The organism is Brumimicrobium sp. (assembly GCF_048268645.1).
GTDB lineage: Bacteria > Bacteroidota > Bacteroidia > Flavobacteriales_D > Crocinitomicaceae > Brumimicrobium > Brumimicrobium ulvae.
On the sequence record NZ_JBLWVE010000020.1, the window covers coordinates 21612 to 41171 of the forward strand.

The following is a 19560-nucleotide window of genomic DNA, read 5'->3' on the forward strand; positions in this document are numbered from 1 at the left end:
GTATAATTCATCTTTTGGTAATTCGTAATTAAACAATTCGTAATTAACTACGGCGTTGTAGAACTCACCGGTAAAATTTTCCCATTAAAGAATCTTGGCGCATTGTAAGCAAAGTCTACAATAAATTCAGCAATTTCCGCAGCTGAAACAGGCGCCTTTAATCCTGGGAAAGCTTCTTCCAACATTTCGGTTTGCGCAGCTCCCAAACACAGGCAATTCATTTTTATTTTTGTGTCTTTATATTCTTCAGCAAAAAGTTCCGTGAAGCTAGTTATTCCAGCCTTTGAAGTTGAGTAAGCAGACAATCCTGGAAACTTAACACTTCCTTGGAAAGCGCCCATGGTAGAAATATTTACGATGTGACCACCTTTTTCTATCATCTTAGGCACCATGTATTGGGTTGCATGCATCACTCCTACAGCATTGGTTTGATAACATTCGTTTATGTCCTCACGTTTCAGTTCTAAAAATGGTTTATTCACCAACTTCCCTGCGTTATTGACGACAATATCGATTGTAGGAAATTGCTTCAACACTTTATCCAAAGCATCATGTAAGTCTTCATCCATTAAATCTAAATGAGCACAATGGATATTTTCTGCAGTGAACTGCGCTTCCATCGCTTCAAGGTTTCGTGACAATGCGATTACGGTGTTGGATTTATAGGCAGAAAACTGATGAACCAACTCTCTACCTATTCCTCTACTTGCTCCTACAACTACAATTACTTTACTCGTCATAACTAATAATTAACTCTTCACTATTTGGATGCGCTTGACAGGTTAAAATGTAACCTTCCTCTATCTCGCTATCTGTTAACGTAAAGTTTTTGTCCATGGTTGCTGAACCTTTAATCACTTTCGCTTTACAAGTACAGCAGATTGCACCACGACATGAGTACGGAGCATCTATTCCATAACTTTCAGCTTCTTCTAAAATAGTATCACCATCCGAAGCTAAATCAAAATGTTCTTTTTCATCATCCAGAATTATGGTCACTTTCGAAACACCATTGAAATCTGAAACAACGGCTTCACTTGAAGATTCCATCAGTACTGGGGTAGTAAATAATTCATAGAATATTTTGTCTTCCGCTACACCGAATCTCTTCAATACATTTTGTGCATTGATAATTACTGGTTCAGGACCACAAATATAGAACCCTTGTGCCTTTAACAACTCTAAATTACTTTTGATGATTCCGGTAATTACCTCTTCCGTCATCATCCCAAACATAACTCCTTCTTTTTCTTCTTCTGAGAAAATATGTGTTGTTTTAACTTTATCTTCAGATAATGCTTCTAGTTCAGCTTTGAACATAATAGACGCTTCATTTCTGTTGGCATAGAATAAGTCAAGATGTCCATCTTTGGTTCTGTTGATTAATTTAGCAATTGAAAGTACTGGCGTAACACCACTTCCAGCTGCGATTGCAACATATCTACCTTCAACTTTAGACATTTTAAAATTCCCCATCGGAAAACTCACCTCTACTTCATCACCTGCCTTAGCAACATCATTAAAGTAAGAAGAGACAATTCCTTTCTCTACTTTTTTAATTCCAATTGCCAGCGGTTCATTCACATCGCTACAAATCGAATATGAACGTGTGATGTCTTTTCCATCCACCTTTACAATAACATTTATATATTGTCCTGGGATGTAAGTATAACTTTCTTTCAAGGCAACAGGAACATCAAAAACAACCTTCACTGCATCAGCAGTCAAACGGTCAATTTGTTTGATTTTAAGCACAGCGCTTGAGGAATCTTTCTTTCCTTTTTTAGCTGGAGCAGACTCCTTTTTACCACCAAACATTTTCTTTAAAAAACTCATAATTCTATTTTAACCTTGTTATTAATCATCAAAAGAAACCACTAACTTTTCACTTACAGGGTGTGCTTGACAGGTCAAGATATATCCTGCTTCAACTTCATCTTCTTCTAAAGCGTAGTTGACATCCATTCTGGCTTCACCTTCTACAACCTTTGCTTTACAAGTACAGCAGACACCTCCTTTACAAGAAAAAGGAACATCTGCACCCGCTTTTGAGGCGGCATCAAGAATGCTCATCCCATCACTTTCCAATTTCAGTAGCACCTCTTCACCATCCAGTATTACCTTAACATTGGCATCAACTTTTTGCGATGCAGGTACATTAGGTAGCGGACTTGGTTTACTTTGAGTTGGAGAGGTAAACAATTCAAAGTGCACTTTTTTAGGGTCGAATCCAGCTTCAGCAAACACGTCTTTCACTGCGTGAATAGTAGGTTCTGGTCCACAAACAAAAACTTCGTCTATGGTTTGTCCTTGAAGAACCGCTTTATAAATCTGTTCAATTTTATTTTTATCCAACAATCCTTCTTGAAGATTATTTCCGATTTTTTCATCGCTAAACACATGCATCAAGCTAAACTTGTTCATGTATTGATTTTTTAAATCCTCTAATTCATCACGGAAAATGATGTGGTCAAAACCGCGGTTTCCATATATTAAAGTAACATTGCTTTTTGGTGCTGTATGTAAAATTGTTTTGATGAGAGACATCACCGGAGTTACTCCCGAACCTCCAGCAAAAAACAAGAATGATTTTTCGGTATCTTCGGAAATTTCCGTTGTAAAGTTCCCCATAGGAGTCATTACTTCAATTTCATCACCTACTTTCAATACTTCATTCGCAAAAGTTGAAAATTTACCATGCTGCATTCTTTTTACAGCAACTCGCAATTCATTTTCTTGCAATCCTGTACATACAGAATAAGACCTTCTGATGTCTTCTCCTTCTAGGGTTGTTCTAAAAGTTAAATATTGTCCAGGTTTATAGTTATAACTAGTTGTCAACTCTTTAGGTACTGTTAAAGCTATAGATACAGCATCTTGAGTTTCTTGACGAATATCTTTAACTTTTAAAGTGTGAAATCTTGGATTCATAATTTTCTATTTCTATGCTTACAAATTTAACAACTAAAGCCATAATTCTTGGTTTAGGAGGTATAATTTTATATCTTACTTATAAAAACTGTACAAACTATGTGGACAAATGATGAATGGCTTCAGATATAGCAAATAATTTTATAAATTTGTGGGGATGGAGTTCTTTTCACAAGAACTGACTTGCATAAAAAACTAAAAACAATGGAGAAAGATAATTTAGAGGTTTTAGATAGGAATTTTCAGGACAAAGTTGATCGGGAGATTAAAATTGAACCGAAAGACTATATGCCAGATGCTTATCGTAAAACTTTGATTCGCCAAATATCTCAGCATGCCCATTCTGAAATTGTTGGACAATTACCAGAGGCCAACTGGGTGACACGTGCACCAAACTTAAGAAGAAAAGCCGTTTTATTGGCTAAAATTCAAGATGAGGCTGGACATGGACTATATTTATATAGTGCTGTAGAAACACTAGGAGCTGACAGAGAAGATACAATTGATGACTTACATTCAGGAAAAGCTAAATATTCGAGTATATTTAATTACCCTACGCTGTCTTGGGCAGACATGGGGATGATTGGATGGTTAGTGGACGGTGCAGCAATTATGAACCAAGTTCCACTATGCCGTTGTTCTTACGGTCCTTATGCGCGTGCAATGGTACGTGTATGTAAGGAAGAATCTTTTCACCAACGTCAAGGTTTTGAAATCGTTGTTCAACTGATGAAGGGAACAAAAGAACAAAAAGAAATGGCGCAAGAGTCTTTAAATAGATGGTGGTGGCCTGCTTTAATGATGTTTGGTCCTAATGATGCAGATTCTAAACATACTGCTCAATCAATGAAGTGGAAAATTAAACGTCACACCAACGACGAACTAAGGCAAATGTTTGTTGATGTTACTGTTCCACAAGCAGAACAAATTGGGTTAAAAATTCCGGACAAAGACCTGAAATTTAACGAAGAAACAGGGCATTATGACTTTGGTGAAATCGACTGGGATGAGTTCTGGCAAGTGGTTAAAGGTCACGGTCCATGTAACACAGAACGTGTTGCCGCACGTAGAAAAGCAAAAGAAGACGGAATGTGGGTAAGAGAAGCTGCAAACGCTTATGCTGAAAAGAGAGCTAAACGCAATAAAAAAGCTTCCTAAAATATTATTTTAAGTAAAGAAATTATGAGTAAAAAAGAATGGCCACTTTGGGAGGTTTTTATCCGAAGTAAACAAGGGTTAAGTCACAAACATGTTGGTAGTTTACGCGCTGCTGATGCAGAAATGGCAGTGAATAATGCACGTGACGTTTATACACGTCGCAGCGAAGGAGTAAGCATCTGGGTAGTTGAATCGGCAAATGTTGTTGCTTCTGATCCTTCTGAGGCAGGACCTTTATTTGAACCTGCTAATTCAAAAGCATACCGTCACCCAACATTTTATGAAGTACCTGAAGGTATCAAACACATGTAAGCCACGGAAATGACAAAACAAGAAGCATTATTTGAATTTTTATTGCGCAAAGCAGACGATAGCTTAATCATCGGGCACCGTTTATCGGAATGGTGTGGACATGGTCCTATCCTTGAAGAAGACATCGCTTTGACGAATATAGCACTTGACTTAATTGGTCAGGCAACAGAGCTCTATAAATACGCAGCTAAGGTAGAAGACAAAGGGAGAACTGAAGATGATTTGGCCTTTTTACGTCTTGAAAGAGAATATAAAAATGTTCTTTTAGTAGAGCAACCGAACGGAGACTTTGGTAAAACAATAGTTCGTCAATTTTTCTTTGATCACTTTGAACATTTATTCTACGAAGGACTAATGAACAGCAAAGACGAAAGAATTGCGGCTATTGCAACAAAGACCATCAAAGAGATTAAATATCATTTAAGACACTCTAGTGAATGGGTGATCCGCTTGGGAGATGGTACTGAAGAATCGCACGAACGCGTTCAAGAATCAGTTACTGCACTCTCTCGTTTTATCGACGAAATGTTTTACCAAAACGAAGTGGATGAAATTTTAATTAAGGAAGGAGTTATTCCAGATGTAAAGTTATTCAAAGATGAATTCTATAAGAATATTGAAGCCATTCTTGAGGAAGCAACGCTTAAACTTCCCGAAGAAAACTACCAAATGAGCGGCGGTAGAAAAGGAGTTCATACAGAACATTTAGGCTATCTATTAGCAGAATTGCAATACATGCAAAGGACATATCCAGGAATGGAATGGTAAAATCAATTACGAATTACGAATGTTTGAATTCCGAAATATTTTAATTCAGAACTTATAACTGAACAATTCGTAATTCGTAATTCGTAATTCGTAATTCGTAATTCGTAATTTGTAATTTGTAATTTGTAATTAAATAATTCAAAATTAACTATGAAGGCAGAAGATATATGGGCAATGCTTGAGGACGTTACAGACCCAGAGGTACCTGTATTGACTGTCGTTGACCTTGGGGTTGTACGTGACGTTATTCAATTAGAAAAAAACCATTGGAAGATTGTAATCACACCTACTTATACAGGATGTCCTGCAATGCAAGTCATTGAAGAAGACATTAAGGAACGTTTAGGTAAAGAGAAAATCACTTCAGAAGTAGAATTGGTGCTTTCTCCAGCGTGGACAACAGACTGGTTGAGTCAAGAAGGACGTAGAAAGTTAGAAGAATATGGAATTACACCTCCACAAGATGAAGGAGATAAATCTGTACTTTTTGGTGAACGCCCTGTTATTCCTTGCCCAAGATGTAAGTCAAGAAACACAAGATTGATTTCTCAATTTGGCTCGACAGCCTGTAAAGCACATTATCAGTGCAATGATTGTCATGAGCCTTTTGATTATTTCAAATGTTTAAAATAAAAAATCTAAAAAATCAAAATGATGAAAAAAACTAAAATTTTAATGGCTACAGGAATGTTTTTCTTAGCAGGAATGATGTTCACAGCTTGTGGTGCTGAAACCACTGAAGCAGAAGTTCAAGAGCAAACAGCTGAAAAAACAGTTTACCAATGTCCAATGGATTGTGAGGATGGAAAAACTTACGATGAACCAGGACAATGTCCAGTTTGCGAAATGGATATCAAAGAAGTAAAATCTTAAAATGTAAAGGGCGATTTTCGAATCGCCCTTTTTTATTTCAATTCTGTTGTAATCGCCAATTTCAATCCTTTCTCCAATCCATTGTAACGGATTTCTACGAATCCTACCTGATGCCCTGTCAATTCCTTTGTATCAAACACCACATTGATTGGTGTCGTTTCGCCAGGAATTAATTCATTGTCATTGTATTCGAAAGTTATCGCCTCTCCAGAAACAACCACCTCATCAATCTTTATATTCTGCTCTCCAATATTCTTAAGGATGAATTGTTTCTCTATTCTATCCCCTGTGCTTTTAGTACCAGCATCATGTACAAGGGTGTTTGCTGTTAACAGCGTAGTTAAGACATCATCTTGTCGAATCACATCAACACTTTGAATTTCAATTTTTCGTTCTATCGCAGCAGCACGAGAATACACTGAGTTCTTTTGGTCGTTTGGATTATCACTGACTATTTGGTCTGCTTCATACTCTCCAAAAGGCACTTGGGTAATTCTTAGCGCCCCACCATTCTCCGCAGTTTCATCCAAGTATTTTCGGAAAACGCCATTATCATAAGCCCTCAAATAATTGACCATGGAGGCAATTCTACGTTTGGTCAAGTTGACATTATAATCTGTTTTCGCTAATGGACTTGCAAATCCTTTAACGGTCAACTCGATTTTTCTTCCTCTATCTAATTCTATCAAAAGTAAATCTCTAAACTGGATTAAGTCACGCACTCCTTGATCCACATATTCAGTAAAGAAATCCTCAATATCGTCTTTGGCATCATCGGAACGCTCTCCTCGTAATCCTGAAGAGTATTCCTTTTTATACTGGTCTATCATCGCCGTATACTCATTATAGCTATCAATATAATTAACATTAGAAGTGGTGTCCCATGAACGGGGATTAGGTACATCATTATGAAAATACAAAGTGACAGGTAACCTACGGTTTAAATCCTCCAAAGATTCCTCAATTGTAGGAGGTAAATCGATTAACTTTTCTCTAACCATAAAGATATCACTACAACAGGTTGGGTTTTTGCTGTAGTTACTTCCCAAACGATTCGAACTAAAAAAAGCGGTATCTTTAGTTGCGGTTTGAAAGTAATACAAATCATTGGCTGGTGAATTGATTGGTTCCATTAAGTTTTCAGGCGTTTCAAAAGAAGTGTTATAGTAGGACTTAAAAATATCATATCCACCAAATCCATCATACCAAGAACTACTGAAATACAACGTTGTGTTTTCACTGTCCCAATAGGGTGATAATTCATTATCTGCAGTGTTAATCCTTTTGATGTTTCTTGGTTTTTGAAACTGATTTCCATTCTTAATAAAGCTATACCAGATATCCATTCCTCCCCTTCCTCCTTCACGGTCTGATGCATAAAACAGGACTTCGCTCCCCTCCCATTCTCCAATGTATGGCATTGTTGTATTCGCACCTTCATAGTTAATGATGCTTCCTAAGGTATCCACATCGACAAAGCGATTACCTTCAACGTAAGCCACTAAAATCTTACATTTATAATTATAGCCGTTATCTCCACAGTAACTAAAGTAAAAACGTTTATGATCTAAGCTAAACGTACCATTTCCTGTGTGCACACCTTCCAAGTGTAGATCGCTGATTAACTCCTCTTCGGCGAATGCACTGTCGTTAATTGCTGAACGGTAAAGGTGCGTGCTATAAGATGGATCGTAAACTTCTTCAGCTGTTCCAACAGAATCTGCACGCAAGGATGAAAAAATCAACTGATTATTGAATACTCGGTGTCCAAACTCGGCATTGGCAGTATTGATATGATCAGGAAGGGCTTCAAACACATGATGAGTTGAATCCCCTTGATTTGATTTCGCCCAAACGCAGGACTGCATTTCCACCCTACTCTTGCGGTATAAATATCCTCTTGGATCTTTTCGGTATTTCTTTTTGGCGGTTTTAAAAACTTCCAATGCTTCGTCATATCTTCCCGATTGTTTGAGCATCAATCCATATTGTAATAAACTTGAAGGATAGAGCTGAGTACCTTCTCTATCATAAACTTTCCCATAGTAAAAAGCCGCTTTTCGATAATCTTTGTAAGCCCTCAAAGTCTCCGCGTACTCCCAAAGTGTATTTATGGTATTGGAATCAATAGCCATTGCCTTTTCATAATATTCCAAGGCGTAGATGTAATCTCCAGAAGCATATTTCTCTTGGGCAAATTCAAGATATTTCTTTAGCTCTTGTTGGGCTGACAAAGCTGTAGAGAAAAAAACCATTAATATGACTATATATAATCTGGACATACTCTATGTTTTATATGCTTTGGGTTAAATCTGTGAATGATATATCGTAAACTGAACTCAATTCCTCCTCTTGCTCTACTTGCAGGTACTAAACTTGAAGTATTGATGTCATAAGAAATTCCTGCCCACCAATTTTGATATTCCATTCCTGCTGAAAGATAAAAAGCATCACTACTTCGCATATAGATTCCACCCATAATAGCGCGATAAACCCCTAGTCGATCAACTAAAATGTAACGGGCTTGAGAACCTAGAATCAACTCTCGGTATTTCCCTTGAAGATTCAGTTGAATACTCGGCAAAATATCCCAATCAATTCCGATTTTATACTCTGCTCTTGCGAAAAAATTAAAACGTAAATCTCTTTTTACCTCATCGCCAAAGAAACCTTGATTAGGTCGGTTGATATTAAATAATCCAACTCCTGTAACTATCCGCTCACGCTTTCCCTTTTGAAATTCATAAGCAGCACCAAGCCCCCAAGTAAAATTGGTTTTCCTTTCAGATTGGAACACTTCATTTGTAGACAATGACGGATCATATTGTTGTCCGTTCCATTGATTGTCAAAACTAAAAGCTGTAGCATCAAACGACCTAAAATTTATTCCAAACTGAACACCCGGTCTAAACAAATGTGTAGAATCAGGGGTAAGTTTATAGGTATATGAAATGGAAGGCATAAACTCAATTGTTCTAAAGGAACCATCTCCAGCAACATCATTCATAAGAATTGCGCCAAGGTTAAAGTCTTTATAAATCTGTTTGGCTTCACCCGAAATTGAGAAGGTTTGAAAAGGCACCGTTACATTCCTCCATTGGTCCCTCAGATTTGCATGAATTCGATAATCACCATGAAATCGCCCGACATTCGCAGGGTTTTGGAATACAGGATTATGATCAAACTGCGACCAATGGATGTCCTGCGAGTAACTATAATTAGCCCACAGCAATACAACAAATATGTATTTAATTGCTTTCAATTATCGAATAAGTGTAATGTTTCCTTTGATTAAAAATTCCTGTCCATCAATACAATGACCTTCTAAATAATAGTCATACACATCAGGATCGAGTAGTTTACCTCTAAAAGTTCCATCCCAACCACTGTGCATAGTATTTGTTTCATAAACAAGTTCTCCCCAACGGTTATAAACCCTAAATAAGACATCCTCCACAATCAAACTTCTGAGATAAAGCACATCATTCTCACCATCTCCATTTGGTGTAAATGCATTGGGTACAAAAATAAATGGTTCTTCACAAGTATACGGGAAAGCATTGACCAAAACGGAAGAGGTTTTCGTACAAATCCCATCCGAAACAGATACCGTAAAGTTGGTCGTCTCCCAAACAGTAGCATCTGTTTCTTGAGCATTCGGATTGTTGATATCATCGGAAGGAGTCCATGTATACGTATAACCACTCGGCTCTGCATTTAGAGTTACCTCTCCTCCAACTGGAACATTGGTTTCTGAAGCCGTTGCAATAACACTTGAAGCATCGATATTACTTACTGAAATCAAAATTGAATCTGTTACCCAACAACCATTACTTGCTTGTGCTGTTAAAACCAAATATTGTGTTCCATTCGGTTGTACGATCACCACAGCTGTTCCATCTCCTGAGACTATGATGGAGTCTTGAGACCAATCAAAATTACTAAAAGTAACTCCTGGATCACTACTAGAAGCTGTTATGACAGTCTCATCACCCAAGCACAAGTTAATAGCTCCTGTGAGAACCATACTAGCGCTCGTGAAATTAACCAAGACACTATCCACCACTTTACATCCATTATTTGATGCCATTATATAATAGTATCCCGCCACAGGATCATTAATTACCGCAATCGAATCTGCTGTTGTTGCATTTAAAGTATCTGTAAAATTATTGTTTGTTGACCACACAAAAGAAGTTGCTGTTCCGTTTGCATCTGCAGTTAATGTTATTGGCGCAGGGTCGCACAGATTAATATCTGGAATGCTTTCTAAATCAAGTTCTGGATAAACTTCAATGGTGATAAAAGCAGAATCTGTAATTAGACAAATTGAATCTGTTACTGTTAACATAACATTATACACACCAGGCGTTGTATACGTAATAACAGGTTCAAAAGTTGTTGAATCCACATCTCCATTTCCAAAATCCCACATATAACTGTCAGAATCAGAGGAGAAATTTTCAAAACTTACCACAAACGGGGAACAACCTATAGAATTATCAGTAGTAAACTCTGCATTTGGAATTAATCCAAAATCAAATTTAAAAGTCAATGCATTACACCCTGTTGAAAGGTTATTGTTTGACCATGCATCTGGAGAAGTCGGGAAGTCGCTATTGGCCCAACACCCACCACAAACTGCTTGATACACCACACCATTCTTATCGAATCGACTCGTACCACCATCAACATGTTCCTTAGAAGCGTTTCCTCCTAAATAGGTGGCATAAAGCAAACTATTGAATTCCCGTTCAAACACCACCAAGTAAAAATCAAACCCATTCGGTGATGTTGCTTGATAAGCGTCAGATGTTACTGGCATACCACTCATAGCTGGAGAACCTTGTAGCACGCTCCCTCCCCAGCCAGAAACATACATATTTCCACATATATCAACAAGGAAAGCAGAAGGTGAAATATCAAAGGTACTGCCTCCACTTCCGAAAACTGTAGAAGCTTCTATACCTAGTAGATCTGGATCTAACTTGGCAATAAACTGACCAGAATTAGGGTTGGAATAAGCAGCATTGATTACGGGGAAAGTTCCACCATTACTTTGTCCTAAAACAAAAATATTATCCAATCGATCTATTTCAACAAAAAACACTTGATCATAATCGGGTGTTCCAATATAGGTTGCATTCAACAAAGTAAATCCATCGGGTGAAAGTTTACCGATAAACCCATCGGCTTTTCCACCTGAATAAGTTCCTTGATATACCCCAGCCGTGGTAATTAAATCGGTAGAAGTAGTTCCCCCTGCGAATACCATATTGTAACTAGAGTCAATTTTCACAGAATAAATAGCATCTGTTTTTGTTCCTCCATAGAAACTTGAGAAAAGCAAACTTGAAAAATCATTTTTCACTTTAAACACTACGCCATCCTGTTGACCAGATAAAGTCGGTTGAAATGCATTTTGTGTTGGAAAGTTAGCAGAGCGCGTTGAGGAACCAACAATGATATTATTGACAGAATCCAACATGATTTCCCCTCTAAATTGATCTCCGTAATTCATCGTCAAACTGTCATACGCACTAGCCGAATTATAATTCCCCGCACTAACGATGTAATTGATTCCATCATTCTTATCACCACCAACATAAGTTGAGCCCAGCAAATTATGTCCATTCGCACTGAACTTTGCAACATAAATATCCGTTCCTTGGATTCCGTAATTCACCCCGTTATAGTTAACAGAAAAAGGTACACCACCGGCATGAGTTGACTGAAACCCATTAACTATAGGGAAATCTGTTGAAGAAGTAGAACCAAACACGTATACATTATCATCTTTATCACAAATTAAAGAATGAGGCACGTCAGTTCCTTGAGTATTATCTCCACCACCATAAAAAGTAGCCCACAACATGGTTGTACCATCAGGAGAATATTTTAATATAAAAGCATCCGTAGTAATCGAGTTCCCAACATTTACTACAGTCAAGTTTGAGTTTACATCAAAAGCATTGGGGTCAGGCATAGGATGGGCATTTCCATAAACTGTCCCTCCTGTAAAAGCAGCTCCATCACTTCCATAAGTTGCCGTCATTCCAAAATTATCTGATACCGCTCCGTTATAAGTAGCAAATACTAATGTTGGATCAATGACTAAATCAACACGTTTATTATATTCTCCCAGTTCGAATGTCACGATATTTTCCTTCAAGACATAACGACAAGGGATTTCCACAATTTTCCCATTAACAATCTGATAAGCGTAAGGTTTTTCTTCTATAATATCCCCTAATTCAGTATGAATAATCAAGTTTCCTTTTTTATCAATCCTTAAATCTTTTTGATAGGAGTATTGCAACTGAATTTTATTGGTTTCTATATTTGGAGCAACAATAAATTCATATTTAATTTCTTTTTCTTGTTCTATAAATCGAAGGTCTACTCCTTCATAAATCTCCTTCAAAGTAAACTCCTCATAACCTTTTACGCCTGAAGCCCATTTTGTTTTATCATTTCCAATAAAGTAGTTATAATGGTGTTCAGTTGCTCCTAGCTTTTCAACTTCTGTAACTTCCAGTGCGTTTAAAAACTTTAGCTCGATTAACTTCTCACTATAGGTCAACTCTTTATCTGATTTAAAATCTGAGAAATGGGTTTCGTGCAACATAGAATAATCTTGCATTTGAAACAAAACCCGTCCTTGTTCCACCCACATATTTCCGCCATCAAATTTATTTTTAAAAAAAACATGGTCCTCCCACTGCCCTTTGTTTTCAATAAAGGTATGGTGAACGGAATGCACATGGCTCACTTCTTGACCTTTGACAGGATTGAATAGTAGTGTAATGAATAGTAAAAGTAAATAGCGATACATAGTCCTAAAGATATACAAAAGTATCCAACAAAAACGTATATCTGACTGAATTTTAGGTTTACAATGACAGTTTAAGACAAGATGTCAGTTATTTACTTCATTTTTTAATAAAAATATGCCAAAAAGGAATAGAAAAACACGATTTTCCAGATGGCACAAAGATTGACTAAAGGGGATTGAGTTTGAATATTAAAATTGAAAAAACAAAAATTGATATGGGAAAAATAATTGGAATTGACTTAGGTACTACCAACTCTTGTGTTTCAGTGATGGAAGGTAATGAGCCAGTAGTAATTACAAACGCAGAAGGAAAGCGTACAACACCTTCAATCGTGGCATTTGTAGAAGGAGGAGAACGTAAAGTTGGTGATCCAGCAAAACGTCAAGCCATTACAAATCCACAAAAGACTATTTCTTCTATTAAACGATTCATGGGGGTAACTTTTGATGAAGTGAACAATGAAGATGGTCGTATGTCTTATGAAGTAGTAAAAGGAGACAACAACACACCTCGTGTTAAAATAGATGACCGTACATATACACCACAAGAAATCTCTGCAATGATTCTTCAAAAAATGAAGAAAACAGCTGAAGATTACTTAGGTCAAGAAGTTACAGAAGCAGTAGTTACTGTTCCTGCATACTTTAATGACTCTCAGCGTCAAGCAACAAAAGAAGCTGGTGAGATTGCAGGTTTAACGATTAAAAGAATCATCAACGAGCCTACAGCAGCGGCATTGGCATACGGATTAGATAAAAAGAATGTAGATCAAAAAGTTGCAGTATTTGACTTTGGTGGAGGTACTTTTGATATGTCTATCCTAGAATTAGGAGACGGTGTATTCGAAGTATTGGCGACAGATGGAGATACTCAATTAGGTGGTGATGACGTTGATGAAAGAATCATCAAATGGTTAGCTGAAGAATTCCAGAAAGATGAAGGAATTGACTTAAGAAAAGACCCGATGGCACTTCAACGTCTGAAAGAAGCTGCAGAAAAAGCAAAAATCGAGCTTTCATCTTCTACATCTACAGAAATCAACTTGCCATACATCATGCCTGTTGATGGAATTCCTAAACACTTAGTAAGAACTTTACCAAGAGCTAAATTCGAGCAATTAATTTCTGACATCGTTGAAAGAACTATTGAACCTTGTCGTAAAGCATTGAAAAACGCTGGACTATCTATAAGCGATATAGACGAAGTTATCTTAGTAGGAGGTTCAACACGTATTCCAATCATTCAGGATGCTGTGAAAAACTTCTTCGGAAAAGATCCTTCAAAAGGAGTTAACCCTGACGAAGTAGTTGCAATTGGAGCAGCCATTCAAGGTGGTGTTCTTACAGGAGAGGTGAAAGACGTATTGTTACTAGACGTTATTCCACTTTCATTAGGAATCGAAACTATGGGAGGTGTAATGACTAAATTAATTGATGCCAATACAACTATTCCAACAAAGAAATCACAGGTATTCTCTACAGCAGCTGACAATCAGCCTTCAGTAGACATCCACGTTCTTCAAGGAGAGCGCTCAATGGCCAACGACAACAAAACCTTAGGAAGATTCCAATTAACGGATATTCCACCAGCACGTAGAGGTGAGCCACAAATTGAAGTGATTTTCGATATCGATGCAAACGGAATTATGAATATTTCTGCAAAAGATAAAGGAACAGGAAAAGAGCAATCAATCAAAATCGAAGCTTCTTCTGGATTAAGTGATGAGGAAATCGAAAGAATGAAAAATGAAGCTCAAGCAAACGAAGCGGCTGACAAGAAGAGATTAGAAGAAGTAGAGACGATCAACAAAGCAGATTCTCAAATCTTCCAAACAGAACGTCAACTGTCTGAATACGGAGATAAAATTCCAGCAGACAAGAAAGCGCCGATCGAAGAAGCTTTAGCTGAATTGAAAACTGCTTTCGAAGCAAAAGATATTGAGAAAATCAATACCGCTTCTGAAAAGTTAAACACTGTATTCCAAGCAGCGTCTCAAGAGATGTACTCTCAAGAAGGAGCTCAAGGAGCAGCAGACCAAGGAGCAGCAGGTGAACAAAACACAGCTGACGACGAGGTAACTGATGTTGACTTCGAAGAAGTTGAAGACGAAAAGAAATAAGTTTAAGTTTTCATAATAGTAAAAACTGTTCTCGAGAAATCGGGAACAGTTTTTTTTTGACTTGTTAATTAACTTCTGTTTAAAAACGAATCAACGCCTCTTTTGACTGAGTTAAATGTCATTTAAATGACTTAAACTGTTTTCCCCACCCTTCCAAGAACAACATCAAACAAGTTAATTTCACCAATTTTATCAACTTAAAGCGCTTTACATAAACATTAGAGCATCATAGTTTTATAGTGAATTTAAAAACTAATTACTATGAAAAAATTAATACTTATTCCGTTATTATTGATGTCTATTTTTAGTCAGGCACAAACAACATCAAATTACACCATTATTGATCACAACAATGCATTCATGCGAAATAGTGACGATGGATTTCTTGCCTTTGATGATATATTTGGTGGAGCTGGATATAAAATAGATAAAAATGCCCCACAAGGAATAATCTCTAGTTCAGCTTTTTGGTTTGCAGGAATTGGTGATAGTGCCAAAATTAGAATGTGTGCTCAAACTTATCATAACGAAAAAGACCAAAGTCCTGGACCTTATTCTAGCACAGGTGATTATAATGCTCCAGAATACACAAGCAGTTATGGCTTTTCTTATTGGGTAATGAGTCAGGCAATAATCGACGATCATATAGCAAATTACAATACTCCTGGCTACACAATTAATCCGAGTCTTGAATATTGGCCCGCACATGGAGACACAACAATTGGTGTGAGTTATAACCTCGCTCCTTATGTTGATGTCAACAATAATGGCGTTTACGATCCACTCAATGGTGATTATCCAAAAATCAAAGGATGTATGGCTACTTACATTATCACTAATGACGATGCAGAACCACACACAGCTTCTGGAGGTGGTAAACTTGGAATCGAAATCCATTATATGATTTATCAAATGTCTGAAAATTCACTATACGATGATGTTACATTTATAGACCTTACAGTATACAAAAGATCCAATGAACTCCTAAAAGACTTTACGGTAACATACTTTGTTGATGGAGATATCGGTACTCCTTTCGATGACTATACAGGGAGCAACCCTGAAAGAAATATGATGTTCTTTTATAATTCCACAAACGACGATCCTGTAAGTAACAAACCAAATTATGGCACAAATCCTCCTGCTTTTGGAGTGGTTTGTTTAAATGATACAATGAATAGTTCTGGTCATTATACTATAGGATTCCAAGACCCTCAGCATCCATCCGACTTTTGGCAATACATGAATGGCCGAGATAAATTTGGTTCACCATGGACAGATCAAGATGGAAACCCAACACCATACCCTTTACCTGGTGATCCAAATGATCCAAACGAATATTCTGCATACAACACAACGGTAGCCCCAGATGATTACAGAGGGATCATGTCCATAAAAACAGGTACTGTTGCTCCTGGTGATGTTTTCAAAAGAACTTTTGCAATTGTTCCTTCAACATCAGGAAATGACCATCTGGACCAAGTCAGCAAATTATTCACAAGGGTAGACAAGATTCAAGATGATTACGACAGCTTTATGCTGAACGATTGTGATGTCACTTTAAACGTTACTGACCAAGAGATTTCTCCTTCTTTATTACTCTACCCTAATCCTAGCAGGTCTATAATCAACGTAAAAGGACTAGGTAATGGTAAAAATGAGGTTCAAATAGTCGATGTTTTAGGACAGGTTCATATAAAAACAATCTTAAACAGCACAAGTGATTCAATAGATGTGCAACATTTACCAAAGGGAATTTACCTCTTAAGAATAAAAGGTGAAGATGGAAAATCCTCAACACTCAAGTTCATTAAAGAATAAAAACATGGCCAATTGCTCAGTAAAACTACAACAGTTCGTTTTACTGAGCAATTTATCCAATTTGCCTAATTCAAATACTGCTACAAATCGAAGCGTTAGCGCTAAAATTTTCTTTATCTTTGCGGTTTTCATAATCGTTTAGAAATCATGGCTGATAATCGTTATAACCAAAGAGGTGTTTCCGCTGGAAAAGAAGATGTTCATAATGCAATTGCAAATATTGACAAAGGACTATTCCCTCAAGCATTTTGTAAAATTGTTCCAGATTTATTAACTGGAAGTAAGGACCACTGTGTAGTAATGCATGCTGATGGTGCAGGAACTAAGTCTGCTTTGGCATATATGTACTGGAAAGAAACGGGTGATTTATCTGTTTGGAAAGGTATTGCTCAAGATGCTTTGATTATGAATGTTGACGATTTATTATGCGTTGGAGCAACAGACAACATCCTTGTTTCCTCTACAATTGGTCGTAACAAAAACTTGATTACTGGAGAAGTTCTTTCTGCTTTAATTAACGGTTCTGAAGAATTATTGGCTGATTTACGCGAAATGGGAATCGGAATTGACTCAACAGGAGGTGAAACTGCTGATGTTGGAGATTTGGTGCGTACCATTATTGTTGATTCAACTGTAGTTTGTAGAATGAAACGTGAAGACGTAATTTCTAATCATAACATTCGACCTGGTGATGTTATTGTTGGACTTTCATCGTCAGGACAAGCGACTTACGAAAAAGAATATAACGGAGGAATGGGATCGAACGGATTAACTTCTGCTCGTCATGATGTTTTTCATAAATATTTGGCAGAGAAATTCCCAGAGAGTTTTGACCCAAGTGTTCCAGATGATTTAGTTTATAGTGGAAATTACAAATTGACTGACAAAGTTGAAGGTAGTCCGCTTGATGCTGGAAAGCTAGTGCTTTCTCCAACACGAACTTACGCTCCAATTATTAAGAAAATTTTAGACAGTCACCGTGCAAACATTCATGGAATGGTTCATTGCAGTGGTGGTGCACAAACTAAAGTATTGCACTTTATAGATAATTTACATATTGTTAAGGATAACCTCTTCCCTATTCCGCCTTTATTTAAGGCAATTCACGAAGAATCTGGGACGGATTGGAAAGAGATGTACAAAGTTTTCAATATGGGACACCGAATGGAATTATACGTACCAGAAGAAATTGCACAAGACATTATAGAAATTTCAGAATCATTTAATGTGGATGCACAAATTGTAGGGCGCGTAGAAGAAAGTAATACAAAAAAACTTACGATTACATCAGAATTCGGTACTTTTGAATATTAATCACATTTATGGATAATACATTATTAAGCAAATTAGAAGCAATTCATTACCGTTTTAAAGAAGTCGGTCAATTGATCGTTGATCCAGACATCATTTCGGACATGAATCGCTATGTTAAGTTAAACAAAGAATACAAAGACCTAGAAGAATTAGATAAAGTTTACCAAGAGTATAAAAACGTACTGGAAAACATTGCATCTTCACGCGAATTACTTGCAGAGGAAAAGGATCCTGAAATGCGAGAAATGGCAAAAATGGAACTGGACGAACTGGAAAATAAACGTCCACAAATGGAAGAAGAAATAAAGTTTTTACTGATTCCTAAAGACCCTGAAGATGACAAAAACGTAATTATTGAATTGCGTGCAGGAACTGGTGGTGATGAAGCCTGTATTTTTGTTGAAGACATCTACAGAATGTACACAATGTACTTCAAAGAAAAAGGGTGGAAAGTAGAAATCATCAATTCTCAAGAAGGAGGAACTTCAGGTTATAAAGAAGTTTCTATGAATATTGAAGGAGATGGAGTTTATGGAACAATGAAATTTGAGTCAGGAGTCCATCGTGTTCAGCGTGTTCCTGAAACAGAATCTCAAGGACGTGTACACACTTCAGCGATTACCGTAGCAGTTTTACCAGAAGCTGAAGAAGTCGATGTTCAATTGAACATGGGAGATGTACGTCGTGATACTTTCCGCGCCTCAGGTGCAGGTGGTCAGCACGTAAACAAAACGGATTCTGCCATTCGTTTAACGCATGCTCCAACAGGAATTGTGGTTGAATGTCAAGATGGTCGTTCACAACACAAAAACTACGACAAGGCACTTTCTGTTTTGCGTTCGAGGTTATACCAAATTGAATTAGAAAAAATTCAAGACGAAAGAGCTGAAAAACGTAAATCTTTGGTTTCTTCTGGAGATAGATCCGCGAAAATTAGAACCTATAACTATCCACAAGGAAGAATTACAGATCATAGAATTAACAAAACGATGTATAATCTTTCGTCATTTATGAATGGTGATATTCAAGAAATGATTGACGCATTGAAGATGGCTGAGAATGCTGAGAAGTTAAAAGGAGAAGAAGGGTTGGTTTAATTATGAAGGATGAATTATGAGTGTTGAATTTTTGGTTGACTCGAGATTGACTCGGGGTTGATTGATAATTGATATCCGATAGGTATCGGATTTGAAAATTCAAGAATTCAAGGAAAAATATATTAAAAATGCGTTGCGCGGATTGTGTGGCGCATTTTTTCGTAAAACTCAATTAATGATTATTGGGATACATTGCTTGTTTTTTGTTGAGCTGCCCCTTCAGGGCGCATACGATTACCTCAATTCAGCAGGACGCGTTGCATCCTGCTGAATTAAGCTGGGCTTTCAGCCCGCAGAAAACAATACTGTTCTGACAAATGCAATTAGATGG

The 19560-nt window shown here is 37.2% G+C and carries 15 protein-coding genes; 9 read left to right on the forward strand and 6 right to left on the reverse strand.

Features of this window, described 5'->3' with window-relative positions; translation table 11 throughout:
• Positions 1 to 47 precede the first annotated feature (47 nt).
• From ACN0U3_RS13140 to paaE, 3 genes are read right to left on the reverse strand one after another with little or no spacing between them, the layout of a single operon-like run.
• A complete protein-coding gene (locus ACN0U3_RS13140) occupies positions 48 to 740 on the reverse strand; it encodes an SDR family NAD(P)-dependent oxidoreductase (RefSeq protein ID WP_417266578.1) in 693 nt (230 codons plus the stop codon).
• The gene (locus tag ACN0U3_RS13145) at positions 730 to 1836 is read right to left on the reverse strand and encodes a 2Fe-2S iron-sulfur cluster-binding protein (RefSeq protein ID WP_417266579.1); all 1107 of its coding nucleotides are present in this window, start codon (positions 1834 to 1836) and stop codon (positions 730 to 732) included. Before ACN0U3_RS13145 ends, ACN0U3_RS13140 begins: the two co-directional genes overlap by 11 nt.
• Before the next feature lie 21 nt (positions 1837 to 1857).
• Positions 1858 to 2931, reverse strand: coding sequence for a 1,2-phenylacetyl-CoA epoxidase subunit PaaE (gene paaE, locus ACN0U3_RS13150; RefSeq protein ID WP_417266580.1), 1074 nt, complete (start codon positions 2929 to 2931; stop codon positions 1858 to 1860).
• Between the two features lie 204 nt (positions 2932 to 3135).
• Between paaE and paaA the strand changes: the two genes are divergently transcribed.
• From paaA to ACN0U3_RS13175, 5 genes are all read left to right on the forward strand, one after another.
• Positions 3136 to 4089, forward strand: a complete 954-nt coding sequence (paaA, locus tag ACN0U3_RS13155) for a 1,2-phenylacetyl-CoA epoxidase subunit PaaA (protein ID WP_299203418.1) — start codon at positions 3136 to 3138, stop codon at positions 4087 to 4089.
• A gap of 24 nt (positions 4090 to 4113) precedes the next feature.
• On the forward strand, positions 4114 to 4401 hold the full coding sequence (gene paaB, locus ACN0U3_RS13160; RefSeq protein ID WP_299203421.1) for a 1,2-phenylacetyl-CoA epoxidase subunit PaaB: 288 nt from the start codon (positions 4114 to 4116) through the stop codon (positions 4399 to 4401).
• Between the two features lie 9 nt (positions 4402 to 4410).
• Positions 4411 to 5169, forward strand: coding sequence for a 1,2-phenylacetyl-CoA epoxidase subunit PaaC (gene paaC / locus ACN0U3_RS13165; RefSeq protein WP_417266581.1), 759 nt, complete (start codon positions 4411 to 4413; stop codon positions 5167 to 5169).
• A 150-nt stretch (positions 5170 to 5319) separates the two neighbouring features.
• Positions 5320 to 5802, forward strand: coding sequence for a 1,2-phenylacetyl-CoA epoxidase subunit PaaD (gene paaD, locus ACN0U3_RS13170; RefSeq protein WP_417266582.1), 483 nt, complete (start codon positions 5320 to 5322; stop codon positions 5800 to 5802).
• A gap of 21 nt (positions 5803 to 5823) precedes the next feature.
• On the forward strand, positions 5824 to 6042 hold the full coding sequence (locus tag ACN0U3_RS13175) for a heavy metal-binding domain-containing protein (RefSeq protein WP_299203428.1): 219 nt from the start codon (positions 5824 to 5826) through the stop codon (positions 6040 to 6042).
• Between the two features lie 32 nt (positions 6043 to 6074).
• On the opposite strand, the gene ACN0U3_RS13180 is transcribed toward ACN0U3_RS13175, so the two are convergent.
• From ACN0U3_RS13180 to ACN0U3_RS13190, 3 genes are read right to left on the reverse strand one after another with little or no spacing between them, the layout of a single operon-like run.
• On the reverse strand, positions 6075 to 8324 hold the full coding sequence (locus tag ACN0U3_RS13180; RefSeq protein ID WP_417266583.1) for a DUF1573 domain-containing protein: 2250 nt from the start codon (positions 8322 to 8324) through the stop codon (positions 6075 to 6077).
• Positions 8306 to 9304 carry a PorP/SprF family type IX secretion system membrane protein gene (locus ACN0U3_RS13185; RefSeq protein WP_417266584.1) on the reverse strand — a complete coding sequence of 333 codons (999 nt, stop codon included), beginning with the start codon at positions 9302 to 9304 and terminating at the stop codon, positions 8306 to 8308. The genes ACN0U3_RS13180 and ACN0U3_RS13185 overlap by 19 nt, the downstream gene beginning before the upstream one ends.
• A complete protein-coding gene (locus ACN0U3_RS13190) occupies positions 9305 to 12877 on the reverse strand; it encodes a gliding motility-associated C-terminal domain-containing protein (protein WP_417266585.1) in 3573 nt (1190 codons plus the stop codon).
• 215 nt (positions 12878 to 13092) lie between these two features.
• Between ACN0U3_RS13190 and dnaK the strand changes: the two genes are divergently transcribed.
• From dnaK to prfA, 4 genes are all read left to right on the forward strand, one after another.
• The gene (dnaK, locus tag ACN0U3_RS13195) at positions 13093 to 14997 is read left to right on the forward strand and encodes a molecular chaperone DnaK (RefSeq protein ID WP_417266586.1); all 1905 of its coding nucleotides are present in this window, start codon (positions 13093 to 13095) and stop codon (positions 14995 to 14997) included.
• Between the two features lie 261 nt (positions 14998 to 15258).
• Entirely contained in the window at positions 15259 to 16818 is a 1560-nt protein-coding gene (locus ACN0U3_RS13200) for a T9SS type A sorting domain-containing protein (protein WP_417266587.1), read from the forward strand.
• A 147-nt stretch (positions 16819 to 16965) separates the two neighbouring features.
• A complete protein-coding gene (locus ACN0U3_RS13205) occupies positions 16966 to 18132 on the forward strand; it encodes an AIR synthase related protein (protein WP_299203445.1) in 1167 nt (388 codons plus the stop codon).
• 8 nt (positions 18133 to 18140) lie between these two features.
• A complete protein-coding gene (prfA, locus tag ACN0U3_RS13210; RefSeq protein ID WP_299203448.1) occupies positions 18141 to 19229 on the forward strand; it encodes a peptide chain release factor 1 in 1089 nt (362 codons plus the stop codon).
• The last annotated feature ends 331 nt before the right edge of the window (positions 19230 to 19560 follow it).

Bases quoted from the DNA above. Each gene is read 5' to 3' on its own strand.
- ACN0U3_RS13140 (WP_417266578.1), bottom strand. From the start codon at position 740: ATGACGAGTAAAGTAATTGTAGTTGTAGGAGCAAGTAGAGGAATAGGT.
- ACN0U3_RS13145 (WP_417266579.1), bottom strand. From the start codon at position 1,836: ATGAGTTTTTTAAAGAAAATGTTTGGTGGTAAAAAGGAGTCTGCTCCA.
- paaE (WP_417266580.1), bottom strand. From the start codon at position 2,931: ATGAATCCAAGATTTCACACTTTAAAAGTTAAAGATATTCGTCAAGAA.
- paaA (WP_299203418.1), top strand. From the start codon at position 3,136: ATGGAGAAAGATAATTTAGAGGTTTTAGATAGGAATTTTCAGGACAAA.
- paaB (WP_299203421.1), top strand. From the start codon at position 4,114: ATGAGTAAAAAAGAATGGCCACTTTGGGAGGTTTTTATCCGAAGTAAA.
- paaC (WP_417266581.1), top strand. From the start codon at position 4,411: ATGACAAAACAAGAAGCATTATTTGAATTTTTATTGCGCAAAGCAGAC.
- paaD (WP_417266582.1), top strand. From the start codon at position 5,320: ATGAAGGCAGAAGATATATGGGCAATGCTTGAGGACGTTACAGACCCA.
- ACN0U3_RS13175 (WP_299203428.1), top strand. From the start codon at position 5,824: ATGAAAAAAACTAAAATTTTAATGGCTACAGGAATGTTTTTCTTAGCA.
- ACN0U3_RS13180 (WP_417266583.1), bottom strand. From the start codon at position 8,324: ATGTCCAGATTATATATAGTCATATTAATGGTTTTTTTCTCTACAGCT.
- ACN0U3_RS13190 (WP_417266585.1), bottom strand. From the start codon at position 12,877: ATGTATCGCTATTTACTTTTACTATTCATTACACTACTATTCAATCCT.
- dnaK (WP_417266586.1), top strand. From the start codon at position 13,093: ATGGGAAAAATAATTGGAATTGACTTAGGTACTACCAACTCTTGTGTT.
- ACN0U3_RS13200 (WP_417266587.1), top strand. From the start codon at position 15,259: ATGAAAAAATTAATACTTATTCCGTTATTATTGATGTCTATTTTTAGT.
- ACN0U3_RS13205 (WP_299203445.1), top strand. From the start codon at position 16,966: ATGGCTGATAATCGTTATAACCAAAGAGGTGTTTCCGCTGGAAAAGAA.
- prfA (WP_299203448.1), top strand. From the start codon at position 18,141: ATGGATAATACATTATTAAGCAAATTAGAAGCAATTCATTACCGTTTT.